At 68.2% G+C, this 23,821-nt stretch carries 33 protein-coding genes; 3 read left to right on the forward strand and 30 right to left on the reverse strand.

Features of this window, described 5'->3' with window-relative positions:
- Positions 1-89: 89 nt before the first annotated feature.
- The 3 genes from ACZ4XX_RS35455 to ACZ4XX_RS35465 are packed head-to-tail and all read right to left on the reverse strand — an operon-like array spanning position 90 to position 3,131.
- Positions 90-458: a holo-ACP synthase gene (locus ACZ4XX_RS35455; RefSeq protein WP_468511966.1), complete on the reverse strand. Its 369-nt coding sequence runs from the start codon at positions 456-458 to the stop codon at positions 90-92.
- A gap of 24 nt (positions 459-482) precedes the next feature.
- A complete protein-coding gene (gene glmS, locus ACZ4XX_RS35460; RefSeq protein ID WP_468511967.1) occupies positions 483-2,330 on the reverse strand; it encodes a glutamine--fructose-6-phosphate transaminase (isomerizing) in 1,848 nt (615 codons plus the stop codon).
- Positions 2,331-2,369: 39 nt separating this feature from the next.
- A complete protein-coding gene (locus ACZ4XX_RS35465) occupies positions 2,370-3,131 on the reverse strand; it encodes a hypothetical protein (RefSeq protein ID WP_468511968.1) in 762 nt (253 codons plus the stop codon).
- Between the two features lie 195 nt (positions 3,132-3,326).
- Between ACZ4XX_RS35465 and coaA the strand changes: the two genes are divergently transcribed.
- Positions 3,327-4,295, forward strand: coding sequence for a type I pantothenate kinase (gene coaA / locus ACZ4XX_RS35470; RefSeq protein WP_468511969.1), 969 nt, complete (start codon positions 3,327-3,329; stop codon positions 4,293-4,295).
- Positions 4,296-4,320: 25 nt separating this feature from the next.
- Positions 4,321-5,271 (forward strand): DUF389 domain-containing protein, encoded by a 951-nt coding sequence (locus ACZ4XX_RS35475; protein WP_468511970.1) that lies wholly within the window; start codon positions 4,321-4,323, stop codon positions 5,269-5,271.
- A gap of 80 nt (positions 5,272-5,351) precedes the next feature.
- Here ACZ4XX_RS35475 and glmM read toward each other — a convergent pair whose 3' ends face one another.
- From glmM to ACZ4XX_RS35495, 4 genes are all read right to left on the reverse strand, one after another.
- Positions 5,352-6,710, reverse strand: coding sequence for a phosphoglucosamine mutase (gene glmM, locus ACZ4XX_RS35480; RefSeq protein WP_468511971.1), 1,359 nt, complete (start codon positions 6,708-6,710; stop codon positions 5,352-5,354).
- A gap of 121 nt (positions 6,711-6,831) precedes the next feature.
- The gene (rpsI, locus tag ACZ4XX_RS35485; protein ID WP_015035601.1) at positions 6,832-7,344 is read right to left on the reverse strand and encodes a 30S ribosomal protein S9; all 513 of its coding nucleotides are present in this window, start codon (positions 7,342-7,344) and stop codon (positions 6,832-6,834) included.
- A gap of 44 nt (positions 7,345-7,388) precedes the next feature.
- The gene (rplM, locus tag ACZ4XX_RS35490; protein ID WP_030318630.1) at positions 7,389-7,832 is read right to left on the reverse strand and encodes a 50S ribosomal protein L13; all 444 of its coding nucleotides are present in this window, start codon (positions 7,830-7,832) and stop codon (positions 7,389-7,391) included.
- A 555-nt stretch (positions 7,833-8,387) separates the two neighbouring features.
- Positions 8,388-10,019, reverse strand: a complete 1,632-nt coding sequence (locus ACZ4XX_RS35495) for an ABC-F family ATP-binding cassette domain-containing protein (protein WP_468511972.1) — start codon at positions 10,017-10,019, stop codon at positions 8,388-8,390.
- Between the two features lie 47 nt (positions 10,020-10,066).
- Here ACZ4XX_RS35495 and ACZ4XX_RS35500 point away from each other — a divergent pair, with 47 nt between their 5' ends.
- Entirely contained in the window at positions 10,067-11,044 is a 978-nt protein-coding gene (locus ACZ4XX_RS35500; RefSeq protein WP_468511973.1) for a hypothetical protein, read from the forward strand.
- Here ACZ4XX_RS35500 and truA read toward each other — a convergent pair.
- From truA to rplP, 23 genes are all read right to left on the reverse strand, one after another.
- Positions 11,015-11,872 (reverse strand): tRNA pseudouridine(38-40) synthase TruA, encoded by an 858-nt coding sequence (gene truA / locus ACZ4XX_RS35505; protein ID WP_468511974.1) that lies wholly within the window; start codon positions 11,870-11,872, stop codon positions 11,015-11,017. The two genes, ACZ4XX_RS35500 and truA, sit on opposite strands and share 30 nt — an antisense overlap.
- Before the next feature lie 81 nt (positions 11,873-11,953).
- Positions 11,954-12,418, reverse strand: a complete 465-nt coding sequence (rplQ, locus tag ACZ4XX_RS35510; RefSeq protein WP_015035596.1) for a 50S ribosomal protein L17 — start codon at positions 12,416-12,418, stop codon at positions 11,954-11,956.
- Between the two features lie 162 nt (positions 12,419-12,580).
- Positions 12,581-13,603: a DNA-directed RNA polymerase subunit alpha gene (locus ACZ4XX_RS35515; RefSeq protein WP_024755423.1), complete on the reverse strand. Its 1,023-nt coding sequence runs from the start codon at positions 13,601-13,603 to the stop codon at positions 12,581-12,583.
- 127 nt (positions 13,604-13,730) lie between these two features.
- Entirely contained in the window at positions 13,731-14,135 is a 405-nt protein-coding gene (gene rpsK, locus ACZ4XX_RS35520) for a 30S ribosomal protein S11 (RefSeq protein WP_006376016.1), read from the reverse strand.
- 66 nt (positions 14,136-14,201) lie between these two features.
- Positions 14,202-14,582 carry a 30S ribosomal protein S13 gene (rpsM, locus tag ACZ4XX_RS35525; protein WP_015035595.1) on the reverse strand — a complete coding sequence of 127 codons (381 nt, stop codon included), beginning with the start codon at positions 14,580-14,582 and terminating at the stop codon, positions 14,202-14,204.
- A 191-nt stretch (positions 14,583-14,773) separates the two neighbouring features.
- Complete coding sequence (gene rpmJ, locus ACZ4XX_RS35530) at positions 14,774-14,887, reverse strand: 50S ribosomal protein L36 (protein ID WP_003956441.1); 114 nt, start codon at positions 14,885-14,887, stop codon at positions 14,774-14,776.
- A gap of 62 nt (positions 14,888-14,949) precedes the next feature.
- Positions 14,950-15,171 carry a translation initiation factor IF-1 gene (infA, locus tag ACZ4XX_RS35535; RefSeq protein WP_003956442.1) on the reverse strand — a complete coding sequence of 74 codons (222 nt, stop codon included), beginning with the start codon at positions 15,169-15,171 and terminating at the stop codon, positions 14,950-14,952.
- Positions 15,172-15,395: 224 nt separating this feature from the next.
- Complete coding sequence (gene map, locus ACZ4XX_RS35540; protein ID WP_468511975.1) at positions 15,396-16,247, reverse strand: type I methionyl aminopeptidase; 852 nt, start codon at positions 16,245-16,247, stop codon at positions 15,396-15,398.
- A gap of 96 nt (positions 16,248-16,343) precedes the next feature.
- On the reverse strand, positions 16,344-16,991 hold the full coding sequence (locus ACZ4XX_RS35545; RefSeq protein ID WP_468511976.1) for an adenylate kinase: 648 nt from the start codon (positions 16,989-16,991) through the stop codon (positions 16,344-16,346).
- Positions 16,991-18,310, reverse strand: coding sequence for a preprotein translocase subunit SecY (gene secY / locus ACZ4XX_RS35550; RefSeq protein ID WP_073910637.1), 1,320 nt, complete (start codon positions 18,308-18,310; stop codon positions 16,991-16,993). Before secY ends, ACZ4XX_RS35545 begins: the two co-directional genes overlap by 1 nt.
- Positions 18,311-18,523: 213 nt before the next feature.
- Positions 18,524-18,979 carry a 50S ribosomal protein L15 gene (gene rplO / locus ACZ4XX_RS35555; RefSeq protein WP_384560146.1) on the reverse strand — a complete coding sequence of 152 codons (456 nt, stop codon included), beginning with the start codon at positions 18,977-18,979 and terminating at the stop codon, positions 18,524-18,526.
- 1 nt (position 18,980) lies between these two features.
- Positions 18,981-19,163, reverse strand: a complete 183-nt coding sequence (rpmD, locus tag ACZ4XX_RS35560) for a 50S ribosomal protein L30 (protein WP_015035589.1) — start codon at positions 19,161-19,163, stop codon at positions 18,981-18,983.
- Positions 19,163-19,765 carry a 30S ribosomal protein S5 gene (gene rpsE, locus ACZ4XX_RS35565; protein ID WP_030214033.1) on the reverse strand — a complete coding sequence of 201 codons (603 nt, stop codon included), beginning with the start codon at positions 19,763-19,765 and terminating at the stop codon, positions 19,163-19,165. Before rpsE ends, rpmD begins: the two co-directional genes overlap by 1 nt.
- A 46-nt stretch (positions 19,766-19,811) precedes the next feature.
- Complete coding sequence (gene rplR / locus ACZ4XX_RS35570; protein WP_015035587.1) at positions 19,812-20,195, reverse strand: 50S ribosomal protein L18; 384 nt, start codon at positions 20,193-20,195, stop codon at positions 19,812-19,814.
- A gap of 3 nt (positions 20,196-20,198) precedes the next feature.
- A complete protein-coding gene (gene rplF, locus ACZ4XX_RS35575) occupies positions 20,199-20,738 on the reverse strand; it encodes a 50S ribosomal protein L6 (RefSeq protein WP_024755414.1) in 540 nt (179 codons plus the stop codon).
- A 21-nt stretch (positions 20,739-20,759) separates the two neighbouring features.
- Positions 20,760-21,158: a 30S ribosomal protein S8 gene (rpsH, locus tag ACZ4XX_RS35580; RefSeq protein ID WP_015035585.1), complete on the reverse strand. Its 399-nt coding sequence runs from the start codon at positions 21,156-21,158 to the stop codon at positions 20,760-20,762.
- 206 nt (positions 21,159-21,364) lie between these two features.
- Positions 21,365-21,550 carry a type Z 30S ribosomal protein S14 gene (locus ACZ4XX_RS35585; RefSeq protein ID WP_003948630.1) on the reverse strand — a complete coding sequence of 62 codons (186 nt, stop codon included), beginning with the start codon at positions 21,548-21,550 and terminating at the stop codon, positions 21,365-21,367.
- Between the two features lie 5 nt (positions 21,551-21,555).
- The gene (gene rplE, locus ACZ4XX_RS35590; RefSeq protein ID WP_106975815.1) at positions 21,556-22,113 is read right to left on the reverse strand and encodes a 50S ribosomal protein L5; all 558 of its coding nucleotides are present in this window, start codon (positions 22,111-22,113) and stop codon (positions 21,556-21,558) included.
- Entirely contained in the window at positions 22,110-22,421 is a 312-nt protein-coding gene (gene rplX, locus ACZ4XX_RS35595; RefSeq protein ID WP_015035583.1) for a 50S ribosomal protein L24, read from the reverse strand. Before rplX ends, rplE begins: the two co-directional genes overlap by 4 nt.
- A gap of 2 nt (positions 22,422-22,423) precedes the next feature.
- On the reverse strand, positions 22,424-22,792 hold the full coding sequence (gene rplN, locus ACZ4XX_RS35600; protein WP_003956455.1) for a 50S ribosomal protein L14: 369 nt from the start codon (positions 22,790-22,792) through the stop codon (positions 22,424-22,426).
- Between the two features lie 100 nt (positions 22,793-22,892).
- Complete coding sequence (gene rpsQ, locus ACZ4XX_RS35605) at positions 22,893-23,174, reverse strand: 30S ribosomal protein S17 (protein ID WP_015035582.1); 282 nt, start codon at positions 23,172-23,174, stop codon at positions 22,893-22,895.
- Positions 23,174-23,398, reverse strand: a complete 225-nt coding sequence (rpmC, locus tag ACZ4XX_RS35610; protein ID WP_017239580.1) for a 50S ribosomal protein L29 — start codon at positions 23,396-23,398, stop codon at positions 23,174-23,176. Before rpmC ends, rpsQ begins: the two co-directional genes overlap by 1 nt.
- Positions 23,398-23,817: a 50S ribosomal protein L16 gene (rplP, locus tag ACZ4XX_RS35615; protein ID WP_015035580.1), complete on the reverse strand. Its 420-nt coding sequence runs from the start codon at positions 23,815-23,817 to the stop codon at positions 23,398-23,400. Before rplP ends, rpmC begins: the two co-directional genes overlap by 1 nt.
- Between the last annotated feature and the right edge of the window lie 4 nt (positions 23,818-23,821).

Raw genomic sequence — 23,821 nt, forward strand, 5'->3', positions numbered from 1 at the left:
CCCACCCCCCCCCCCTCCCCCCCCCCCCCCCCCCCCCCCCCCCCCCCCCCCCCCCCCCCTCCCCCCCCCCTGGTCCGTACGTCCCACGCCTACGCCTCCGCGATCACCACGGCGGACGCCACCCCCGCGTCATGGCTCAGCGACACATGCCAGTGCTTCACGCCCAGCTCGGCCGCCCGGGCCGCCACCGTCCCGCTCACCCGCAGCCGCGGCTGCCCGCTGCTCTCGACGTACACCTCGGCGTCCGTCCAGTGCAGCCCGGCCGGCGCGCCGAGCGCCTTCGCGAGGGCCTCCTTCGCGGCGAACCGCACCGCGAGGGAGGCGGGCCCGCGCCGTTCGCCGCTGGGAAGCAGCAGTTCGCTCTCGACGAAGAGGCGCTGGAGCAGCGCCGGTGTCCGTTCGATCGACGCGGCGAACCGGTCGATCTCGGCCACGTCGATCCCCACCCCGATGATCATCTGGTCACCTTCACACGCACACACTCACTCCACGGTCACGGACTTGGCCAGATTGCGCGGCTGGTCGACCTCGTTGCCCCGCGCGGTGGCGAGCTCGCAGGCGAAGACCTGGAGCGGCACCGTGGAGACCAGCGGCTGGAGCAGCGTAGGCGTGGCCGGGATGCGGACGAGGTGGTCGGCGTACGGGACGACGGCCTCGTCGCCCTCCTCGGCGATCACGATGGTGCGGGCGCCGCGTGCCCGGATCTCCTGGATGTTGGAGACGATCTTGTCGTGGAGGACGGAGCGGCCCTTGGGCGAGGGGACCACGACGACGACCGGCAGGTCCTCCTCGATGAGCGCGATCGGCCCGTGCTTGAGCTCTCCGGCGGCGAAGCCCTCGGCGTGCATGTACGCCAGTTCCTTGAGCTTCAGGGCGCCTTCGAGGGCGACGGGATAGCCCACGTGCCGGCCGAGGAAGAGGACGGTGTCCTTGTGGGCGAGGGAGCGGGCGAGGGCCCGGACGGGCTCCATGGTGTCCAGGACCCGCTCGACCTCGTCGCCGATCCGGGCGAGCTCGCGGACCACTGCGTGGATCTCGTCGCCCCACTTGGTGCCGCGCACCTGACCGAGGTAGAGCGCGAGAAGGTAGCAGGCGACGAGCTGGGTGAGGAAGGCCTTGGTGGAGGCCACGGCGACCTCGGGCCCGGCGTGGGTGTACAGCACGGCGTCGGACTCGCGCGGGATCGTCGAGCCGTTCGTGTTGCAGACGGCGAGCACCTTCGCGCCCTGCTCCCGCGCGTGCCGCAGTGCCATCAGCGTGTCCATCGTCTCGCCCGACTGGGAGATGGCGATGACGAGGGTGCGCTGGCCGAGGATCGGGTCGCGGTAGCGGAACTCGCTGGCGAGCTCGACCTCGCAGGGGATGCGGGTCCAGTGCTCGATGGCGTACTTGGCGATGAGCCCGGCGTGGAACGCGGTGCCGCACGCGATGATGACGACCTTGTCGGCCTCGCGGAGCACGGCGTCGGGGATGCGCACCTCGTCGAGGGTGAGCCGGCCGGCGCCGTCGATGCGGCCGAGGAGGGTGTCGGCGACGGCCTTGGGCTGCTCGGCGATCTCCTTGAGCATGAAGTAGTCGTAGCCGCCCTTCTCGGCGGCGGAGGCGTCCCAGTCCACGTGGAAGGCACGGACGTCGGCGGGCGCCCCGTCGAAGTCGGTGACGGTCACGCCGTCCCTGGTCAGCTCGACGACCTGGTCCTGGCCGAGTTCGATGGCCGACCGGGTGTGGGCGATGAAAGCGGACACGTCGGAGGCGAGGAAGTTCTCACCCTCGCCGACACCGACGACGAGCGGCGAGTTCCGGCGGGCGCCGACGACCACGTCCGGCTGGTCGGCGTGCACGGCGACCAGGGTGAAGGCCCCGTCGAGCCGCCGGCACACCAGCCGCATGGCCTCCGCGAGGTCACCGGCGGACGAGAACTCCTCGGCGAGGAGGTGGGCCACGACCTCGGTGTCCGTCTCGGACAGCAGGTCGTGGCCGCGCTCGGCGAGCTCGCCCCGGAGGGCGGCGAAGTTCTCGATGATGCCGTTGTGGACGACGGCGACGCGCCCGGCGTTGTCCAGATGCGGGTGCGCGTTGGCGTCGGTCGGCCCGCCGTGGGTGGCCCAGCGGGTGTGTCCGATGCCCACGGACCCGCCGGCGAGCGGCCGGTCCACGAGCTCCTTCTCCAGGTTGACGAGCTTGCCCGCCTTCTTGGCCGCGGCCAGCCCTCCGTCGGAGAGCACCGCGACACCGGCCGAGTCGTAGCCCCGGTATTCGAGCCTCTTGAGGCCCGCGACCACCACATCAAGCGCCGACTGCCCGCCGACGTATCCCACGATTCCGCACATGGCGGCAGCCTACGGCCGCGGGCGCCCGGAGGGTCGGAGTCAGGACAGCTTGGCGGCCTGCGCGTCGACGATGGCCTGCGGCAGGGCCTTGACGGTGCCGCCGAAGCTGAGGGTGTGGAACGAGGCGAGGGTGTTGCCCTTGCGGAAGACGACCAGCTTGGTGAGGAACGGCTTCCCGTCCACGTCGGTGGTGATCGTCCAGGCCAGCGCCTCGTCACCGGCGGACACGGTCTCCGGCGCTACCTTGTCGATCTTCGTCTTCTCGCCGCCGCCGATCAGCGTGAAGCCGCCCGCGCAGTCGGTGCCGGCCGTCTTCAGCGCCGCGAGGGCCTCCTGGGCACCCTGGCCCTCGTACGACCCGAGCGTCACGCTGGTCACCGGGGCGGCCAGCGCCCCGAGGGCGTCCTCCGGGGAGGCCGTCCCTTCGGTCTTCGGCATCTCGATGGCCTTGCGCTGCGCGCTCGCCGCCGGCTTCCCGGTGGCGATGGACGACATGCCGTCGGCGATCGGCTTGCAGGAGGCCTTGTCGGTGGAGACGGCGTCGGCCGGGACGATGTCCGCGGGCTTGGCCTTCTGCACCTGGTAGCCCTTGAGGTCGGCCTGCTCGACGATCAGCTTCTCCAGCTCGGCGGCGGACAGCGCCTTCGCGGCGGGCGCGCTCGTGGCGGAGGCGCTGGGCGCACCGGTGCCACCGGCCTTGTCGCCCTCGTCCCCGGTCTTCTCCCCGCCACCGCAGGCGGTGAGGAGGGCCAGGGAGACGGCGGTGGCGGCGACGGCGGCGCTTCTCATGGACGTACGCATGTGGTGGCTCTCTGCTTCTCTTCGTGTTCTCGTCGTGCCGCCCCCCGGGCGGCTCCCCCCGCGTGAAGAACAGCGGCCCACGCGGCGTCAAGCAGGATGGACCCGGATCATCGGTACGACAAATGCTTTTGTCGCGTGACCCACCCCACGGCCCCCCGCGGCCCACAGAGCCCTGTCACCCCCGACAATGGCGGGGTGATCACTTCGCCGCCACGAAGCGCCAACGGCACGACGCCCTACGTCGACCTCACCCGCGCCGAGTGGAGCGCCCTGCGCGACAAGACTCCGCTCCCTCTCACCGCCGACGAGGTCGAGCGGCTCCGCGGTTTCGGGGACGTCATCGACCTCGACGAGGTCCGGGACATCTACCTTCCCCTGTCCCGGCTGCTCAACCTGTACGTACAGGCCACCAGCGGACTCCGCGGCGCCCTCAACACCTTCCTCGGCGAGAGCGCCGAACAGCGCGGCACTCCCTTCGTCATAGGAGTCGCCGGTTCGGTCGCCGTCGGGAAGTCGACGGTCTCCCGTCTCCTCCAGGCCCTCCTCGCCCGCTGGCCGGAGCACCCGCGCGTAGAGCTGGTCACCACGGACGCCTTCCTCTATCCGATGGAGGAGCTGAAGGCCCGCGGCCTCATGTCCCGCAAGGGCTTCCCCGAGTCGTACGACCGCCGGGCCCTGACCCGGTTCGTCGCGGACATCAAGGCGGGCAAGGACGAGGTCACGGCCCCGGTCTACTCGCACCTCATCTACGACCGCGTCCCCGGCGAGCGGCTCGTCGTGCGCCGACCGGACATCCTCATCGTCGAAGGACTGAACGTCCTCCAGCCGGCCCTGCCCGGCAAGGACGGCCGCACCCGGGTCGGCCTCGCCGACTACTTCGACTTCTCGGTGTACGTGGACGCCCGCCCGGAGGACATCGAGCGCTGGTACCTCAACCGCTTCCGCAAGCTGCGCGACACCGCCTTCCAGGACCCCGACTCGTACTTCCAGCGCTACACCCGGGTCTCCGAGGACGAGGCCCTCGACTACGCGCGCACCATGTGGCGGACCATCAACAAGGTGAACCTCCTGGAGAACGTGGCCCCGACGCGCGGCCGGGCGACTCTCGTCGTCCGCAAGGGACCGGACCACAAGGTGCAGAGGCTGAGCCTCCGTAAGCTCTGACCCCCTGCCTCCGTAAGCTCGGGGGATGCTGCACCTCCGGATGATCGTCCCGCAGGACCGCACCGCCCTCGCGGTCGAGCTGATCGAGTCGACGGTCGGCACCACGCATCTCGTGGTGCTGCCCGGTGCCGCCCGGGATCCCGTCGGCGACCTGGTCATGTGCGACATGGCGCGCGAGTCGACCGACGAACTCCTGCACGGCCTGCGCGGCATGAGGATCGATCAGGACGGGTCGATCGCGGTGGAGAGCGTCGACCTGTCGATGTCCACACGGGCGGACCAGGCCGAGGAGGACGCCCCGGGCGAGGGCGCGGACGCCGTGATCTGGGAGCAGCTGGCGGAGGCGACCCACGAGGAGTCGACGCTCTCCTTCACCTATCTCTCCTTCATGGGCCTCGCGACGATGATCGCGGCCTGCGGTGTCGTGCTGGACAACGCCATCCTGATCGTGGGCGCCATGGCGGTCGGCCCGGAGTTCGGCCCGCTCGCCGGGGTGTGCACGGCGATCGTGCAGCGGGCACCGAGACTGGCGGTACGGTCCCTGACCGCGCTGCTCGTCGGCTTCGCGACGGCGATCCTGGCGACGACCCTGTTCAGCCTGCTCATGGACTGGCTGAACCAGTTCAGCGAGGAGATGCTGGACGCGGAGCGTCCGCAGACCAGCTTCATCTGGCAGCCGGACCTGTTCTCCTTCGTGGTGGCGCTCCTGGCGGGCGCGGCCGGGACCCTCTCCCTCACCTCGTCCAAGTCGGGCGCCCTGGTGGGGGTGGCGATCTCGGTGACGACCGTTCCGGCGGCGGCGAACGCGGCGGTGGCACTCAGCTACGGCGAGGTCGGACAGATGTGGGGGTCGATCGAGCAGCTGCTGCTCAATCTGCTGGGCATCATGCTGGCGGGCACGGCGACCCTGGCGCTCCAGCAGAGACTGTGGCGCAAGCACCGCGGGCGTCTGAAGCGCCGTCTGCGGCGGGGCTGACTCCCGGACACGAGGAGGCCCCGCCGTACCGGGGTGCGGTACGGCGGGGCCTCCATGCGCATGACGGTGCTTCAGAAAGGTTAGCCCAGCGCCGACTTCACGACGTCCGCGAGCCGCTGCGCCACCGCGCGGGCCTGCTCGATGTCCGCGGCCTCGACCATGACGCGGACCAGCGGCTCGGTGCCGGAGGGGCGCAGCAGGACGCGGCCGGTGGAGCCGAGCTCCTGCTCGGCGACGGTGACCGCGGCGGCCAGGTCGCCGGAGGTCTTCACCCGGGACTTGTCGACGTCGGGGACGTTGATGAGGATCTGCGGCAGCCGCTCCATCACGCCGGCCAGGTCCGCGAGCGACCTGCCGGTGGCGGCCAGGCGGGCGGCCAGCATCAGACCGGTGAGGGTGCCGTCGCCCGTGGTGGCGTGGTCGAGCACGATGACGTGCCCGGACTGCTCGCCGCCGAGCGCGAAACCGTGCTCCTTCATGGACTCCAGGACGTAGCGGTCGCCGACCGCCGTCTGGACGAGGTTCAGGCCCTCGCGCTCCATGGCGAGCTTGAAGCCCAGGTTGGACATGACGGTCGCGACGACGGTGTCCCCGCGCAGCGCACCGGCCTCGCGCATGGCGAGGGCGAGCACGGCGAGGATCTGGTCGCCGTCGACCTCGTTGCCCGCGGCGTCCACCGCGAGGCAGCGGTCGGCGTCACCGTCGTGCGCGATGCCCAGGTCGGCGCCGTGCTCGACGACGGCGGCCTTGAGCAGCCCGAGGTGGGTGGAGCCGCAGCCGTCGTTGATGTTGAGGCCGTCCGGCTCGGCGCCGATGGTGACGACCTGGGCACCGGCCCGGGCGAAGGCCTCCGGCGAGACGCGGGCGGCGGCGCCGTGGGCCTCGTCGAGGACGACCTTGAGACCGTCGAGACGGTTCGGGAGGACGGTGAGGAGGTGGCCGACGTAGGTCTCGAAGCCCTCGTCGTAGTCACGGACCCGGCCGACACCGGAACCGGTCGGACGCTCCCAGGGGGCGCCCGTGCGGTGCTCCTCGTAGACGGCCTCGATCTTGTCCTCGAGCTCGTCGGCGAGCTTGTGGCCGCCGCGCGCGAAGAACTTGATGCCGTTGTCGGGCATGGCGTTGTGGCTGGCGGAGAGCATCACGCCGAGGTCGGCGCCGAGGATGCCGGTGAGGTGGGCCACGGCCGGGGTGGGCAGGACGCCGACGCGCAGGACGTCGACGCCGGCGCTGGCGAGGCCGGCCACCACGGCGGCTTCGAGGAACTCTCCGGACGCACGGGGGTCACGGCCGACCACGGCGGTGGGCCGATGGCCCTCGAAGGTGCCCGCCTCGGCGAGAACGTGCGCCGCCGCGACCGACAGGCCGAGCGCGAGCTCCGCCGTCAGGTCCGCGTTGGCGACGCCGCGTACGCCGTCCGTGCCGAAGAGTCGTCCCACAGCTGTCCTCCGAGAAATACGTGCCCAAGCTGATGAAAGAAGAAAGAGGTTATGAAAAAACGTACGCCCCGACGGCACGGGCAGTGCCGCCGGGGCGTACGAAAGCAGACCGAGCAGGCGATTAACGCTTGCTGTACTGCGGAGCCTTACGGGCCTTCTTGAGACCGGCCTTCTTGCGCTCGACCGCACGGTCGTCGCGGGAAAGGAAGCCGGCCTTCTTCAGCGCCGGGCGGTTGTTCTCGACGTCCGCCTCGTTCAGCGCACGGGCCACACCGAGGCGCAGGGCGCCGGCCTGGCCGGAGACACCGCCACCCGCGATGCGGGCGATGACGTCGTAGCGGTTGTCGAGCTCGAGCACCTTGAAGGGCTCGTTGACTTCCTGCTGGTGCACCTTGTTGGGGAAGTAGTCCTCAAGGGTGCGACCGTTGATCTTCCACTTGCCGGTGCCCGGAACGATCCGGACGCGGGCGATGGCGTTCTTGCGACGGCCCAGGCCGGCGGCCGGCTGCGGGTCGCCGAAGCGGGACGCGAGCGACTCGGAGGTGTACTCACCCTCGACGAGCTCGGTCTCGGTGGTGTACTCCTCAACGCCCTCGAACTCGTCGACGGGGGTCTCGGGGGTGGTCTCGGCCACGATGCTCCTCAGATTTCTTTCGTTCTTAGGGGGTGTGGCCGGAACTACTGCGCGACCTGGGTGATCTCGAACGGGACCGGCTGCTGCGCAGCGTGCGGGTGGTTCTCGCCCGCGTAGACCTTCAGCTTCGAGATCATCTGACGGCCGAGGGTGTTCTTGGGGATCATGCCCTTGATGGCCTTCTCGACGGCCTTCTCCGGGTTCTTGGAGAGCAGCTCGTCGTAACGGACCGAGCGCAGACCACCCGGGAAGCCGGAGTGGCGGTACGCCAGCTTCTGGGTCTTCTTGTTGCCGGACAGGTGGACCTTGTCAGCGTTGATGATGATGACGAAGTCGCCCATGTCCATGTGGGGGGCGTAGACCGGCTTGTGCTTGCCTCGGAGGAGGTTCGCAGCCGTGGTCGCCAGACGGCCCAGGACGATGTCCTGCGCGTCGATGATGTGCCACTGGCGAGTGACATCGCCGGGCTTGGGGCTGTACGTACGCACTTCGTAGCCTTCGCTTCTTCAGTGGATGGAGTCCAGACACACCTGAAGCGATCATGCAGCTGGGGCCTGCACTGCCGGGAACATCGCCCGTATGCGAGCCACTGGTAACTGCTCCAGGGAACCTGCGTAAGAGCCCTTCGTACGAAGACGACGGAGCCAATACGCATAACAAACCGCAACACTACCCGCGCTGCCCCCGACGGGTCAAAACGCCGCAGGACACCAGGTCACCGTGCGCGCTCGACCCGCCGCTCGTCCCACACCGGCTCCGTCGACCTCTCCCCCACGCCGACCTCGCACCGCTCGGCCCCAAGGGGCCTCCCCGGCTTCACCCGGCTGCGCCGAACTCCGTCCGCCGACCCAGGGCCCCGGAACCGCCGCCGAACGCCGGTCACCGTGCGCGCTCGACCCGCCGCTCGTCCCACACCGGCTCCGTCGACCTCTCCCCCACGCCGACCTCGCACCGCTCGGCCCCAAGGGGCCTCCCCGGCTTCACCCGGCTGCGCCGAACTCCGTCCGCCGACCCAGGGCCCCGGAACCGCCGCCGAACGCCGGTCACCGTGCGCGCTCGACCCGCCGCTCGTCCCACACCGGCTCCGTCGTCTCGCGCACCACACCGTCGGAGCCGAACACCAGGAAGCGGTCGAAGCTCTTCGCGAACCAGCGGTCGTGGGTCACGGCCAGCACCGTCCCGTCGTACGACTCGAGCCCGTCCTGCAGGGCCTCCGCCGACTCAAGGTCCAGGTTGTCCGTCGGCTCGTCGAGGAGCAGCGCCGTCGTGCCCGCCAGCTCCATGAGCAGGATCTGGAACCGCGCCTGCTGCCCGCCCGAGAGCTTGTCGAAGGGCTGGTCGCCCTGCCGCTCCAGCTCGTACCGCCGCAGCATCGACATCGCGCCGCCCCGGTCCTTGGCGTGCTCCGTCCACAGGATGTCGACGAGCGGCCGCCCGGTCAGCTCGGGGTGCGCGTGGGTCTGGGCGAAGTGCCCCGGCACCACCCGCGCGCCCAGCTTCCAGTCACCCGTGTGCGCGACCGTCGGGTCCCCCGCGAGGAGCCGCAGGAAGTGTGACTTCCCCGACCCGTTCGAGCCGAGGACGCCGACCCGCTCGCCGTAGAAGATCTCCAGCGAGAACGGCTTCATCAGCCCGGTCAGCTCAAGGTTCTCGCAGGTCACAGCACGTACGCCGGTGCGGCCGCCACGCAGCCGCATCTTGATGTCCTGCTCGCGCGGCGGCTCCGGCGGCGGCCCCGCCTCCTCGAACTTCCGCAGCCGGGTCTGCGCCGCCGCGTACCGCGAGGCCATGTCGTGGCTGACCGCGGCCGCCTGCCGCAGGTTGACGACGAGCTTCTTCAGCTGGGCGTGCTTCTCCTCCCAGCGCCGCTTCAGCTCCTCGAAGCGGGCGAACCGCTCCCGGCGCGCCTCGTGGAAGGTGTCGAACCCGCCACCGTGCACCCACACGTCGGAGCCGGCCGGGCCGGGCTCGACCGCGACGATCTTCTGCGCGCCCCGGGACAGCAGCTCCCGGTCGTGAGAGATGAACAACACGGTCTTGCGGGTCTCCCGCAGCCGCTCCTCCAGCCACCGCTTGCCGGGGACGTCGAGATAGTTGTCCGGCTCGTCGAGGAGCAGCACCTCGTCGGAGCCGCGCAGCAGCGATTCCAGGACGAGCCGCTTCTGCTCACCCCCCGAGAGCGTCCGGACCTCCCGGAACTGCGCCTTCTCGTACGGGACGCCGAGCGCGGCCATCGTGCACATGTCCCAGAGGGTCTCGGCCTCGTACCCCTGCACCTCGGCCCAGTCGCTGAGGGCCTGCGCGTACTTCATCTGCGCGGCCTCGTCGTCGACGGTCATGATCAGGTGCTCGGCCTCGTCGACGGCCTTCGCGGCCTCCCGGATCCGGGGCTGCGCCACCGAGACCAGCAGGTCACGCACGGTGGACGCGTCGCGCACGGAGCCGACGAACTGCGGCATCACGCCGAGGCCGCCGCTGACCCTGACGGTGCCGCCGTGCGGCTGGAGCTCTCCGGCGATCAGCCGGAGCAGTGTGGTCTTGCCGGCGCCGTTGGCCCCGACGAGGGCGACGACGGCGCCCTCTCCGACCCGGAAGGAGGCATCCCCGAGCAGGATCCTCCCGTCGGGCAGGTAGTACTCAAGATGCGCGGCCTCGACATGTCCCATGAGGTGCATTGTCGCCGCCCGCATCGCCGGGGCCCAACCGGTTTAGGATGCGCGGCATGAGCTTTGGGGGACCGCAGTGGCCGCAAGAGCCGCAGCAGGGCGGGCAGCAGGGGCACGGACAGCAGCCGCAGCAGGGCTACGGACAGCCGCAGGGGTACGGGCAGCAGGGCTACGGGCAGCAGCCCGGCCAGGGTCAGGGTCAGGCACCCGACCCGTTCCCGGGCGCCCAGGGCGGCGGGACGACCCCCGACTGGGGCGCCCTGGCCGACGCCTCGGCCTCCCGTAACCGCCGCAAGCGCTGGATGGTCGTCGGCGGCGGCGCGGTGGCGGCCCTGGTCGTCGGCGCGATCGTCGCCACCGCCGTGGTGGCCTCCGGCAAGAAGAACGACGAGGCCAAGAACGGCGGGGTGCCGACCGGCACGGTCTCCCCCACCACGGCGCCGACCCCCGAGCCGACCTTCTCCTCGGTGGCGCCGCCGCCCCCGCCGAACCCGAAGGACTACATCTCGGACCCGAAGAAGGACAAGGCCCCGCTCTCCGCGGAGGGCCTCTTCCCGGGCAAGAAGCTGACGATGAACAAGCGCCCGTACAAGAAGGGCGCGACCTCGGCGACGACCGACTGCGCGGCCGTCACCCAGGGCGGCCTCGGCGCCGTCCTGAAGAAGAACGGCTGCCAGAAGGTACTCCGCGCCACCTATGTGAAGGACGGCGTGGCGATCACCGTCGGCGTCGCCGTCTTCCCCTCGGAGGCCGCGGCCCTGAAGGCGAAGAACCAGGCCACCGGCGGTATCGCACCCCTGGTCGGCGCGGGCGTGGGTGACTTCTGCCACGCGACGGTCTGTCTGCGCCGCTCGAACTCGGTCGGCCGCTACGCCTACTTCACCCAGGCCGGCTTCGCCAACGGCAAGAAGGTCACCAAGGCCGACAAGCCGGTCTTCCAGGCCAGCGACGACCTCGGCACCTTCGCGTTCAACCAGATCTACGCCCGCGGCCGCGCCCAGGCCTCAGCAGCAGCCGGCGCTCCCGGGGAGTGACCGCTTGTTCCTGGCCTCCAGATTGCGGGCGGCCAGGAGCTCGTCGGCGGGGTAGCCGACCTCTTCGAGGGTGAGGCCGTGCGGCCGTACGACGTGCACGGCCGAGTCCCGCACGCCGGCCGCGAGGACCTTGCCCGGCCAGTCCACGGGCCGGTGCCCGTCGCCGACGAAGAGCAGGGCGCCGACCAGCGAGCGGACCATGTTGTGGCAGAAGGCGTCGGCCTTCACGGTGGCTTCCATCACGCCGTCCGGGCGCCGCTCCCAGCGCAGCTCCTGGAGCGTGCGGATGGTGGTGGCGCCCTCGCGCTTCTTGCAGTACGCGGCGAAGTCGTGCTCACCGACCAGCGCGGCGGCGGCCTCGTTCATGGCGTCCATGTCGAGGGCCCAGTCGTGCCACAGGACGTGCCCGCGCTGCAGCGGGTCGACCCCGCCGGGGTTGTCGGTGACGCGGTACGCGTAACGGCGCCAGATGGCGGAGAACCGCGCGTTGAAGCCGCTGGGGGCCTCGGTCAGGGACCAGACCCGCACATCGTGCGAGAGGCGCCCGGCGAGCCGCCTGAGCAGCTTGTCGCGGTGCTCGGCCCACAGCTCGACGGGCAGGTCGACATGCGCGACCTGCCCCCGCGCGTGCACCCCGGAGTCGGTCCGGCCGGCCACGGTCAGCTCGTACGTCTCCGTCGATCGGGTCACGGTCCGCAGCGCGGCCTCGATGTCCCCCTGCACGGTCCGCCGGCCCCCGGGCTGCCTGGCCCAGCCGGAGAAGTCCCTGCCGTCGTACGACAGGTCGAGCCGCACCCGTACGAAACCGTCCTGCACGTCATCGCTCACGCGAAGATCCTCTCAAACACACGGGAACGGGCCCGTACCCCCGAAGGGGTACGGGCCCGCACACGAGAAACGTCGGAACGCTTACGCGTCCTTCGACTCCTCGGCCGGAGCCTCGGCGGCCGCGTCGGCCTCCTTGACGGCGCGCACGGTGGCGGCCTCGGCCTCGGCGACGGTCGCCTTCTTGGCGATCTCGCCCTCGACCAGCTCGATCACGGCCATCGGGGCGTTGTCGCCACGACGGTTGCCGATCTTGGTGATACGGGTGTAGCCACCCGGGCGCTCGGAGTAGCGCGGGGCGATCTCGGTGAAGAGGGTGTGGACGATGCCCTTGTCGGTGATCGTCTGCAGCACCAGGCGACGGTTGTGGATGTCGCCCTTCTTCGCCTTGGTGATCAGGCGCTCGGCGACCGGACGCAGGCGACGGGCCTTGGCCTCGGTGGTGGTGATGCGGCCGTGCTCGAAGAGCGACTTCGCCAGGTTGGCGAGGAGCAGCTTCTCGTGCGCGGCGGAACCGCCGAGGCGGGCACCCTTCGCGGGACGCGGCATGGTGATTCTCCTTGATGTCTGCCTCGGCCGTATCAGGTACCGAGGTCAGTATCCGAGCGGGCGGTCGCCCGTCGAAGACCCGCGCCCCCTGAGGGGCGCGGGGAACTGCGTGGCCGGCCGGAGCCGGCCCGCAGAGGCATTCAGGCAGTCTGCCCCGAGGGACTAGTACTGCTCGGTCTCGACGAAACCGGCGTCCGCGTCGTCGTCGGCGCCGAAGGCGTCGGCGGCGGCGGTCGGGTCGAATCCGGGCGGCGAGTCCTTCAGGGCGAGGCCCATACCGGCCAGCTTCGCCTTGACCTCGTCGATCGACTTCGCACCGAAGTTGCGGATGTCGAGCAGGTCGGCCTCGGAGCGCGCCACGAGCTCACCCACGGAGTGGATGCCCTCACGCTTGAGGCAGTTGTACGAACGAACGGTGAGCTCGAGCTCCTCGATCGGCAGCGCCAGGTCGGCGGCGAGGGCGGCGTCCGTGGGGGACGGGCCCATGTCGATGCCCTCGGCGTCGATGTTGAGCTCGCGCGCCAGACCGAACAGCTCGACCAGGGTCTTGCCGGCGGACGCCATGGCGTCACGCGGGCGCATGGCCTGCTTGGTCTCGACGTCGACGATCAGCTTGTCGAAGTCGGTGCGCTGCTCGACACGGGTCGCCTCGACCTTGTACGTGACCTTGAGCACCGGGGAGTAGATGGAGTCGACCGGGATACGGCCGATCTCCTGGCCCGCCTGCTTGTTCTGCACGGCGGAGACGTAGCCGCGACCGCGCTCGACGGTCAGCTCCATCTCCAGCTTGCCCTTGCCGTTGAGCGTGGCGAGGACGAGGTCGGGGTTGTGCACCTCGACACCGGCCGGGGGCGCGATGTCGGCGGCGGTGACCAGACCCGGGCCCTGCTTGCGCAGGTACATCACGACCGGCTCGTCGTGCTCCGAGGAGACGACCAGCTGCTTGATGTTGAGGATGAGGTCGGTCACGTCCTCCTTGACGCCCGGCACGGTGGTGAACTCGTGCAGGACGCCGTCGATGCGGATGCTGGTGACAGCGGCACCCGGGATCGAGGACAGGAGGGTACGGCGGAGGGAGTTGCCGAGGGTGTAGCCGAAGCCCGGCTCCAGCGGCTCGATCACGAACCGGGAGCGGAACTCGTCGACGACCTCTTCGGTCAGCGAAGGACGCTGAGCGATAAGCATGTGTCAATTCCTTCAGTCGTGGACGCCCACTATTTGACGCCCGACGGAGTACTGCGTACTGCAAGGGTACGGGCGGCACGGTCCGAAGAGCCGTACCGCCCGAAGTCCTGAATCAAGCAGCCGTGCGTCAGACGCGGCGGCGCTTGGGGGGACGGCAGCCGTTGTGCGGCGTGGGGGTGACGTCCTGGATCGAACCGACCTCGAGGCCCGTGGCCTGGAGGGAACGGATCGCGGTCTCGCGGCCGGAGCCCGGACCCTTGACGAAGACGTCAACCTTGCGCATGCCGTGCTCCTGCGCGCGGCGAGCGGCCGACTCGGCGGCCATCTGCGCGGCGAACGGGGTCGACTTGCGCGAGCCCTTGAAGCCGACGTGGCCGGCGGAGGCCCAGGAGATCACGTTGCCCGCGGGGTCCGTGATCGAGACGATCGTGTTGTTGAACGTGCTCTTGATGTGCGCGTGGCCGTGAGCGACGTTCTTCTTTTCCTTGCGGCGCACCTTCTTGGCAGCGCCCTGACGACCCTTGGGGGGCATCTATAACTCCTACGGGAGGTGGTCGGTCCTACAGCGAAGACCGCTTGGTCAAGCGTCCGCTGAGGACTACTTCTTGCCCGGCTTCTTCTTGCCGGCGATGGCGCGACGCGGGCCCTTGCGGGTACGAGCGTTCGTGCTGGTGCGCTGGCCGCGGACGGGCAGGCCACGACGGTGGCGCAGGCCCTGGTAGCAGCCGATCTCGACCTTGCGGCGGATGTCGGCGGCGATCTCGCGACGGAGGTCACCCTCGGTCTGGAGGTTGGCGTCCACGTACTCGCGGATCTTGACGAGGTCTTCCTCGGCAAGGTCGCGGACACGGGTGGACGGGTTCACGCCGGTCGCGGCGAGAATCTCCTCGGACCGGGTACGCCCGATGCCGAAGACGTAGGTGAGTGCGACCACCACACGCTTTTCGCGCGGGATGTCAACACCGGAAACGCGTGCCATTCAATGGCTCCTGTGTTCTCGGGGGTCTGCTGCAGAACCGTTCCCGGCTGCCGTATGAGGTACAGGTCGGGTCCCCGGCCCCCGCCGGAGGTGCCGTCAACCGTGAGAACACGGCCCGACGGGCTCTGCGTATGTACGTATTGCTATGCGTCGCGCGAAGAACTGCGAAGTTGCAGGTCGGTCGGCGTGCGTCAGCCCTGGCGCTGCTTGTGGCGCAGGTTGTCGCAGATGACCATGACCCGGCCGTGACGGCGGATCACCTTGCACTTGTCGCAGATCTTCTTGACGCTCGGCTTGACCTTCATGGGTGTGAGGTTCTCCGGGTCAGTGCCATCACCCGCGCGCGGAGGCGGGGTGCGGGCAAGATCTACTTGTACCGGTAGACGATCCGGCCACGCGTCAGGTCGTACGGAGAGAGCTCCACCACGACCCGGTCGTCCGGAAGGATTCGGATGTAGTGCATCCGCATCTTGCCGGAGATGTGCGCGAGGACCTTGTGACCGTTCTGGAGTTCCACCTTGAACATGGCGTTCGGGAGGGACTCGATCACGGTGCCCTCGATTTCGATGGCACCTTGCTTCTTGGCCACGCTTCGCCTTTCGAATCGGCTACCTTGATCGACTCTCGCCGCCGCATGCGGACACACGGGTACACGAGAGCCGACGCATCAGTCTACGTCAGGCCCCAGGAAAAGACGAATCGGGAAGTCTGCCCACCCGAACTGATCCTTACGCAAGGCACCACGCCGTAGAAACCTCAAAGCTACTCCTGAACGAACGCGAACGCCCGGGCGAACCGCCCCCGGCGCCGTCGCTACGCCAGCGGGTCCGGCGCCGCCGTCACGCCCAGCTCCGCCAGCTTCGCCTTGCCTCCGTCGACCGCCGTCAGGACCAGGGGGCCCTCCTCGGTCAGCGCGATCGAGTGCTCCCAGTGGGAGGACCAGGTGCCGTCCGTCGTGATGACGGTCCAGTCGTCCTTCAGGACCTCCGTCTGCGGGGTGCCCAGGGAGACCATCGGCTCGATCGCCAGGCACAGGCCCGGGACCAGCTTCGGCCCCTTGCCCCGCTTGCGGGAGACGTAGTTCAGCAGGTGCGGGTCCATGTGCATCTCGGTGCCGATGCCGTGGCCGCCGTAGTCCTCGATGATCCCGTACCGGCCGAGGCTGTGGTCGCCGACGGCGGGACGCGGCTGGCGCTTGATGTACGTCTCGATCGCCTTCGAGATGTCGACCAGGCGGTTGCCGAGCCTCATGGCCGCGATGCCGGCCCACATCGACTCCTCCGTGACACGGGAGAGCTCCACGAGCTCGGGCGCGTGCCCGGTGCCCACGAAGGCCGTGAAGGCAGCGTCACCATGCCAGCCGTCCACGATCGCGCCCGCGTCGATGGAGATGATGTCGCCGTCCTTGAGGACGGTCTTCTCGTCGGGGATGCCGTGGACGACGACCTCGTTCACCGAGGTGCAGATCGTCGCGGGGAACCCGCCGTACCCGAGGAAGTTCGACTTCGCCCCGTGGTCGGCGATGACCTTCCGCGCGACCTCGTCCAGGTCCTTCGTCGTGGCGCCCGGCACGGCGGCCTCACGGGTCGCCGCGTGAATGGCGGCGACGACCAGCCCCGCCTCGCGCATCTTCGCGATCTGCTCGGGGGTCTTGATCTGCACCATCGTGGCCGCGGCCTTTCCATCGAGTACGGGGAACAGAACAACGATACGGCCGCGGCGCCCCTGAGGGGCACCGCGGCCGTATCGGACGAACCGTGGTTACTTCTTGAGCGCGGCCATCGCCTTCGCCGTGACCTCGTCCACCTTGCCGAGCGCCGAGATCGTCACGACCAGGTTCTGCGCCCGGTAGTAGTCGATGATCGGCTCGGTCTGCGTGTGGTAGACCTCCAGGCGCTTGCGGACCGTCTCCTCGGAGTCGTCCGCACGCTGGTACAGCTCACCGCCGCAGGCGTCGCAGACGCCCTCGCTCTTCGGCGCGTTGTACTCCACGTGGAAGACGTGCGCGCTGTCGTTGCGGCAGATGCGGCGACCCGCGATCCGCTTCACGACCTCGTCCTCGGGGACCTCCAGGTCCAGCACCGCGTCGAGCTGCATGTCCTCGGCCTTCAGGACCACGTCCAGAGCCTCGGCCTGAGCCACGTTGCGGGGGAACCCGTCCAGCAGGAAGCCGTTGGCGGCGTCCGACTGCTCCATCCGGTCCTTGGCCATCCCGATGGTCACCTCGTCGGGCACGAGGTCGCCGGCGTCCATGAACGCCTTGGCCTTGAGACCCAGCTCCGTGCCCTGAGAGATGTTGGCGCGGAACAGGTCGCCCGTGGAGATGTGCGGGATGTCCAGGTTCTTGGCAAGGAACGCAGCCTGCGTTCCCTTGCCGGCACCGGGCGGTCCGACGAGGACGATTCGCATCAGCGGAGGAACCCTTCGTAATTGCGCTGCTGGAGCTGGCTCTCGATCTGCTTCACGGTCTCCAGCCCCACACCCACGATGATGAGGATGCTCGTCCCACCGAAGGGGAAGTTGGCATTGGCGCCACCGAAGCCTGCCAACGCCATCGTCGGCACAAGAGCGATCAGACCCAAGTACAGCGAGCCCGGCCAAGTGATCCGGTTGAGCACGTAGCTCAGGTACTCGGCAGTAGGTCGACCAGCCCGGATACCCGGGATGAAGCCACCATACTTCTTCATGTTGTCCGCGACTTCCTCGGGGTTGAACGAGATCGCCACATAGAAGAAGGCGAAGAACACGATCAGGAGGAAGTACGTCGCGATGTAGTAGGGGTGGTCACCCTTGACGAAGTGGGCTTCGATCCAGGTCTTCCACCCTGCGGTGGAGTTCGAGAACTGCGCGATCAAGGCCGGGATGTAGAGCAGCGACGACGCGAAGATGACAGGAATCACACCCGCCTGGTTCACCTTCAGCGGGATGTACGTGGACGTACCGCCGTAGGAGCGCCGGCCGATCATGCGCTTCGCGTACTGCACCGGGATCCGGCGCTGGGCCTGCTCGACGAAGACCACGAGGGCCACCATCACGAAGCCGATGAGGATGACGGTGCCGAACTCGATCCAGCCCTTGGCGAGCTTGCCGCTCTCCTTGATGGCCCACAGCGCGCCCGGGAAGCCGGCGGCGATCGAGATGAACATCAGGATCGACATGCCGTTGCCGATGCCGCGGTCCGTGATGAGCTCACCGAGCCACATGACGATGCAGGTACCGGCGGTCATCGTGAGGACCATCGTGGCGATGGTGAAGATCGACGGGTCGGGCACGACCTGGTCGGCGACACGGCAGCCACTGAAGAGCGCACCGCTCTTGGCGGTGGCGACGAGACCGGTGCCCTGCAGCACGGCGAGGGCGACCGTCAGGTACCGGGTGTACTGCGTGATCTTGGCGGTACCGGACTGACCCTCCTTCTTGAGGGCTTCGAGACGCGGGATCACGACGGTCAGCAGCTGCAGGATGATGCTGGCCGTGATGTACGGCATGATGCCGAGCGCGAAGATGGTGATCTGCAGCAGCGCTCCGCCACTGAACATGTTGACCAGGCCGAAGAGGCTGTTGTTGCCCTCGCTGGCCTGCTTGACACACTGCTGGACGGCCTCGTAGCTGACGCCGGGGACCGGGATGTGGGCCCCGAGGCGGTACAGCACGATGATGGCGAGCGTGAAGAGCAGCTTCTTGCGCAGGTCGGGCGTCTTGAACGCCCGGGCGAACGCGGTGAGCACGGTGCCTCCTGCGACCCCCGCGCTAGGCGTCAAGGGTGACGGTCTTGAGGTTCGACGAATAGGTATCGGTCATCAATTCCGTGCGGGCATACCGCACGGAGTCTAGACAGTGCACGCCACCTTACCGGCGACCATGCCCCCCTAGGAACGACCAATCGGGGATGCCCCTTTTGGGAGGCATCCCCGATCGGATGTTCAAGCCATCGAGTCGTCTTAGACGAGCTCGGTGACGGTGCCACCGGCGGCGGCGATCTTCTCCTTGGCGGAGCCGGAGACGGCGTCGACCGTCACCTGCAGCGCCACGGTGATCTCGCCGGTGCCGAGCACCTTGACGAGCTGGTTCTTGCGAACCGCACCCTTGGCGACCAGATCGGCCACCGTGACCTCGCCACCCTGCGGGTAGAGCGCGGTGAGCTTGTCCAGGTTCACGACCTGGTACTCGGTGCGGAACGGGTTCTTGAAGCCCTTGAGCTTCGGCAGACGCATGTGGAGGGGCATCTGCCCACCCTCGAAGCGCTGCGGAACCTGGTAACGGGCCTTGGTGCCCTTGGTACCACGACCGGCCGTCTTACCCTTCGACGCCTCACCACGGCCCACACGGGTCTTCGCGGTCTTGGCACCGGGGGCGGGACGGAGGTTGTGGGCCTTCAGCGGGTTGTTCTCCGCCATGTCAGTCAACCTCCTCGACCGTCACGAGGTGGCGGACGGTGTGAACCATTCCGCGGAACTCGGGGCGGTCCTCCTTGACAACCACGTCGTTGACCTTCTTGAGGCCAAGCGAGCGCAGGGTGTCGCGGTGGTTCTGCTTGCTGCCGATGTACGACTTCGTCTGCGTGACCTTGAGGCGAGCCATTACGCACCCGCCCCGGCACGTGCACGAAGCAGAGCCGCGGGGGCGACGTCCTCGAGGGGCAGACCACGGCGAGCCGCGATCTCCTCGGGACGCTGCAGGCCCTTGAGGGCCGCCACGGTCGCGTGCACGATGTTGATCGCGTTGGACGAGCCGAGCGACTTCGACAGGATGTCGTGAACGCCGGCGCACTCCAGAACGGCGCGCACCGGGCCACCGGCGATAACACCGGTACCGGGGGAAGCCGGCTTCAGCAGCACGACGCCCGCGGCACGCTCACCCGTGATCGGGTGAGGGATCGTGCCCTGGATGCGCGGAACCTTGAAGAAGTTCTTCTTGGCTTCCTCGACACCCTTGGCGATGGCCGCGGGAACTTCCTTGGCCTTGCCGTAACCGACACCTACGGTGCCGTCACCGTCGCCCACCACGACCAGCGCGGTGAAGCTGAAGCGGCGACCACCCTTGACAACCTTGGCGACGCGGTTGATCGCGACAACGCGCTCAACGTACGCGGTCTTCTCGGCGGCAGCGCCACCGTCGCGGCCCTTCCGGTCCCGCCGCTCGCCGCCACCGGCACCGCTTCCGCGGCGCTGGGGTCCAGCCATTGGATTTACCTCTCTCTGTTACGTCCGTTAGTCCCGGAACCGGGGCTTAGAACTTCAGCCCGGCTTCGCGGGCGGCGTCAGCCAGAGCGGCAATGCGCCCGGCGTACCTGTTGCCACCACGGTCGAACACGACAGCCTCGACACCAGCGGCCTTGGCGCGCTCGGCGACGAGAGCTCCGACCTGCTTGGCCTGCGCGGACTTGTCACCCTCGCCACCGCGGATCGACGCGTCCAGGTTCGACGCGGACGCAAGGGTGTGACCCTTGAGGTCGTCGATGACCTGAGCGGTGATACCGCGGTTCGAACGCGTCACGACGAGGCGCGGACGCTCCGCCGTACCCGACACGTTCTTGCGGATGCGGATGTGGCGGCGCGCCTTGGCGGCACGCTTGTAAGCGTCGCCCTTGGCGATCTTCACACCGTATGCCATGGCTTACTTACCAGCCTTTCCGACCTTGCGGCGGATGACCTCGCCGGCGTACTTGACGCCCTTGGCCTTGTACGGGTCGGGCTTCCGCAGCTTGCGGATGTTCGCCGCGACCTCGCCGACCTTCTGCTTGTCGATGCCCTCGACCGAGAACTTGGTCGGCGACTCGACCTTGAACGAGATGCCCTCGGGCGCCTCGACGAGGATCGGGTGGCTGTAGCCGAGCTGGAACTCCAGGTTGGAGCCCTTCGCGGCCACGCGGTAACCGACACCGCTGATCTCGAGCGCCTTCACGTAACCCTGGGTCACACCGGTGATCATGTTGGCCACCAGCGTGCGGGACAGGCCGTGAAGGGCCTTGTTCTGACGCTCGTCGTTCGGACGGTTGACGTTGAGCACGCCATCCTCGCCCTTAACGATCTCGATCGGAGCGGCGACGGTGTGGCTCAGGGTGCCCTTGGAACCCTTGACCGTGACCGTGCGGCCATCGATGGTGACGTCCACGCCGGCGGGAACCTGGATAGGCAGCTTGCCAATACGCGACATTAGCTATTCCTCCGTTCCCGACTACCAGACGTAGGCGAGGACTTCCCCACCTACGCCCTTCTTGCCTGCCTGCTGGCCGGTCAGGAGGCCGTGGGACGTGGAGATGATCGCCACGCCCAGGCCGCCGAGAACCTTCGGCAGGTTGGTGGACTTCGCGTAAACCCGGAGACCGGGCTTCGAGATCCGCTTGATGCCCGCGATGGAGCGCTCACGGTTCGGACCGAACTTGAGCTCGAGGACGAGGTTCTTGCCGACCTCGGCGTCCTCGACCTTCCAGCCCGTGATGAAGCCCTCCTGCTGGAGGATTTCCGCGATGTGAGACTTGATCTTGCTGTGCGGCATCGTCACGGAGTCGTGGTATGCCGAGTTCGCGTTACGCAGACGAGTCAGCATGTCCGCGATCGGATCAGTCATGGTCATGAATTGGCCTTCGGCCTCTCTCGCCGGGGTTTCCAGTGCGCCATCCCTCTCCCCACACAGGGGCGGGACGGGTGCGGCGCGGGGACCTACGGCGTAGTAAGTCGTACGGGCGGCGGACGCCCAACCCTCCTAGCCTAAGCCATGGAGGGATGGGCATCCGACAACCCAGTGCTTACCGAGAGACTCCGGTCATCCCAATGAAGGGATTACCAGGAGCTCTTGGTCACGCCCGGCAGCTCGCCACGGTGAGCCATCTCACGAAGGCACACGCGGCACAGGCCGAACTTGCGGTACACGGAGTGGGGACGACCACAGCGCTGGCAGCGCGTGTAGCCACGCACGCCGAACTTGGGCTTGCGAGCAGCCTTCGCGATGAGAGCCTTCTTCGCCATCTCGCTTACGCCTCCTTGAAGGGGAAGCCGAGGTGACGCAGAAGGGCACGGCCCTCGTCGTCGTTGGTCGCCGTGGTCACCACGGTGATGTCCATACCCCGGACACGGTCGATCTTGTCCTGGTCGATCTCGTGGAACATGACCTGCTCCGTGAGACCGAAGGTGTAGTTGCCACGCCCGTCGAACTGCTTGGGGGACAGACCACGGAAGTCGCGGATGCGCGGAAGCGCGAGCGACAGGGTGCGGTCCAGGAACTCCCACATGCGGTCGCCACGGAGGGTGACGTGAGCACCGATCGGCTGACCCTCACGCAGCTTGAACTGCGCGATGGACTTGCGGGCCTTGGTGACGGCCGGCTTCTGACCGGTGATCGTGGTCAGGTCACGGACGGCACCGTCCATGAGCTTCGAGTCACGGGCGGCGTCGCCGACACCCATGTTGACCACGATCTTCACGAGGCCGGGAACCTGCATGACGTTCTCGTAGGAGAACTCCTCACGCAGCTTGCCCGCGATCTCCTCGCGGTACTTCGTCTTGAGACGCGGAGTGGTGGTAGCCATCAGATGTCCTCACCCGTCCGCTTGGCAACGCGGATCTTGTTGCCCTCGTCGTCGAAGCGGTAACCGACACGCGTGACGACCTTCTTGCCGTCCTTCTCCACGACCAGCTGGACGTTGGAGACGTGGACCGGAGCCTCGGTCGTGACGATGCCACCGGCCTGCGACGGGCCGGCCTTGGTGTGCTTCTTGACCCGGTTGACACCCTCGACCAGGACGCGGTTCTCACGGGGGAAGGCCGTGATGACCTTGCCCTGCTTGCCCTTGTCCTTACCGGTGATGACCTGGACCAGGTCGCCCTTCTTGATCTTCATGCTTACAGCACCTCCGGCGCGAGCGAGATGATCTTCATGAACTTCTTCTCGCGCAGCTCACGGCCGACCGGGCCGAAGATACGGGTGCCACGAGGGTCGCCGTCGTTCTTGAGAATGACAGCGGCGTTCTCGTCGAAGCGGATGTACGAGCCGTCCTGGCGGCGGCGCTCCTTGACGGTGCGAACGATGACCGCCTTGACGACGTCACCCTTCTTCACGTTGCCACCGGGGATCGCGTCCTTGACGGTGGCGACGATGACGTCACCGATGCCCGCGTAGCGGCGACCCGAGCCACCGAGAACACGGATGCAAAGGATCTCCTTGGCACCAGTGTTGTCGGCGACACGCAGTCGCGACTCCTGCTGGATCACGTCTATCTCCTGATTTGTCTGCCGGTTCCCGGCCGGGGCTTCACGAGGAAGCCCCGGCCGAGCCTGGCGGAACGAACTCGAAGGGTTACCCCTTCAAGAATTACTTGGCCTTCTCGAGGATCTCGATGACGCGCCAGTGCTTCGTGGCGGACAGCTTCCGGGTCTCCATCAGGAGGACGCGGTCGCCGATGCCGGCAGCGTTCTGCTCGTCATGAGCCTTGAGCTTGTTCGTACGGCGGATGACCTTGCCGTACAGCGCGTGCTTGACGCGGTCCTCGACAGCGACGACGACGGTCTTGTCCATCTTGTCGCTGACGACCAGGCCCTCGCGGACCTTGCGAGCGTTGCGCTCGGTCTTCTCAGTCACGTTGCTCTCGCTCATCAGGCGTTCTCCACCGTCTCGATGCCCAGCTCGCGCTCACGCATCAGGGTGTAGATCCGGGCGATGTCCTTACGGACGGACTTGAGCCGACCGTGGTTCTCGAGCTGACCCGTCGCCGCCTGGAAGCGGAGGTTGAACAGCTCTTCCTTGGCCTCGCGGAGCTTGTTGAGAAGCTCCTCGTTGCCCAGCTCGCGCAGCTCGGACGCCTTGGTACCGGCCGACATCACAGCTCACCTGCTTCGCGCTTAACGATCTTGCACTTCATCGGCAGCTTGTGGGCCGCACGGGTCAGGGCCTCGCGCGCGATCTTCTCGTTCGGGTAGGACAGTTCGAACATCACCCGACCCGGCTTGACGTTCGCGATCCACCACTCCGGAGAACCCTTACCGGAACCCATGCGGGTCTCGGCGGGCTTCTTCGTCAGCGGGCGGTCCGGGTAGATGTTGATCCAGACCTTGCCGCCACGCTTGATGTGGCGGGTCATCGCGATACGAGCCGCCTCGATCTGGCGGTTGGTCACGTACGCCGGCGTGAGGGCCTGAATGCCGTACTCGCCGAACGCAACCTGCGTACCACCCTTGCTCATACCCGAGCGCTTGGGGTGGTGCTGCTTGCGGTGCTTGACCCTACGGGGGATCAGCATTTCG

Source organism: Streptomyces sp. NPDC029956, assembly GCF_055574655.1.

Coding starts and splice junctions, on each gene's coding strand:
- ACZ4XX_RS35455 (WP_468511966.1), bottom strand. CDS start 458: ATGATCATCGGGGTGGGGATCGACGTGGCCGAGATCGACCGGTTCGCC.
- glmS (WP_468511967.1), bottom strand. CDS start 2,330: ATGTGCGGAATCGTGGGATACGTCGGCGGGCAGTCGGCGCTTGATGTG.
- ACZ4XX_RS35465 (WP_468511968.1), bottom strand. CDS start 3,131: ATGCGTACGTCCATGAGAAGCGCCGCCGTCGCCGCCACCGCCGTCTCC.
- ACZ4XX_RS35475 (WP_468511970.1), top strand. CDS start 4,321: ATGCTGCACCTCCGGATGATCGTCCCGCAGGACCGCACCGCCCTCGCG.
- ACZ4XX_RS35495 (WP_468511972.1), bottom strand. CDS start 10,019: ATGCACCTCATGGGACATGTCGAGGCCGCGCATCTTGAGTACTACCTG.
- ACZ4XX_RS35500 (WP_468511973.1), top strand. CDS start 10,067: ATGAGCTTTGGGGGACCGCAGTGGCCGCAAGAGCCGCAGCAGGGCGGG.
- rplQ (WP_015035596.1), bottom strand. CDS start 12,418: ATGCCGCGTCCCGCGAAGGGTGCCCGCCTCGGCGGTTCCGCCGCGCAC.
- ACZ4XX_RS35515 (WP_024755423.1), bottom strand. CDS start 13,603: ATGCTTATCGCTCAGCGTCCTTCGCTGACCGAAGAGGTCGTCGACGAG.
- rpsK (WP_006376016.1), bottom strand. CDS start 14,135: ATGCCCCCCAAGGGTCGTCAGGGCGCTGCCAAGAAGGTGCGCCGCAAG.
- rpsM (WP_015035595.1), bottom strand. CDS start 14,582: ATGGCACGCGTTTCCGGTGTTGACATCCCGCGCGAAAAGCGTGTGGTG.
- rpmJ (WP_003956441.1), bottom strand. CDS start 14,887: ATGAAGGTCAAGCCGAGCGTCAAGAAGATCTGCGACAAGTGCAAGGTG.
- map (WP_468511975.1), bottom strand. CDS start 16,247: ATGGTGCAGATCAAGACCCCCGAGCAGATCGCGAAGATGCGCGAGGCG.
- ACZ4XX_RS35545 (WP_468511976.1), bottom strand. CDS start 16,991: ATGCGAATCGTCCTCGTCGGACCGCCCGGTGCCGGCAAGGGAACGCAG.
- rplO (WP_384560146.1), bottom strand. CDS start 18,979: ATGGCGGAGAACAACCCGCTGAAGGCCCACAACCTCCGTCCCGCCCCC.
- rpmD (WP_015035589.1), bottom strand. CDS start 19,163: ATGGCTCGCCTCAAGGTCACGCAGACGAAGTCGTACATCGGCAGCAAG.
- rpsE (WP_030214033.1), bottom strand. CDS start 19,765: ATGGCTGGACCCCAGCGCCGCGGAAGCGGTGCCGGTGGCGGCGAGCGG.
- rplR (WP_015035587.1), bottom strand. CDS start 20,195: ATGGCATACGGTGTGAAGATCGCCAAGGGCGACGCTTACAAGCGTGCC.
- rplF (WP_024755414.1), bottom strand. CDS start 20,738: ATGTCGCGTATTGGCAAGCTGCCTATCCAGGTTCCCGCCGGCGTGGAC.
- rpsH (WP_015035585.1), bottom strand. CDS start 21,158: ATGACCATGACTGATCCGATCGCGGACATGCTGACTCGTCTGCGTAAC.
- ACZ4XX_RS35585 (WP_003948630.1), bottom strand. CDS start 21,550: ATGGCGAAGAAGGCTCTCATCGCGAAGGCTGCTCGCAAGCCCAAGTTC.
- rplX (WP_015035583.1), bottom strand. CDS start 22,421: ATGAAGATCAAGAAGGGCGACCTGGTCCAGGTCATCACCGGTAAGGAC.
- rpsQ (WP_015035582.1), bottom strand. CDS start 23,174: ATGAGCGAGAGCAACGTGACTGAGAAGACCGAGCGCAACGCTCGCAAG.
- rpmC (WP_017239580.1), bottom strand. CDS start 23,398: ATGTCGGCCGGTACCAAGGCGTCCGAGCTGCGCGAGCTGGGCAACGAG.
- rplP (WP_015035580.1), bottom strand. CDS start 23,817: ATGCTGATCCCCCGTAGGGTCAAGCACCGCAAGCAGCACCACCCCAAG.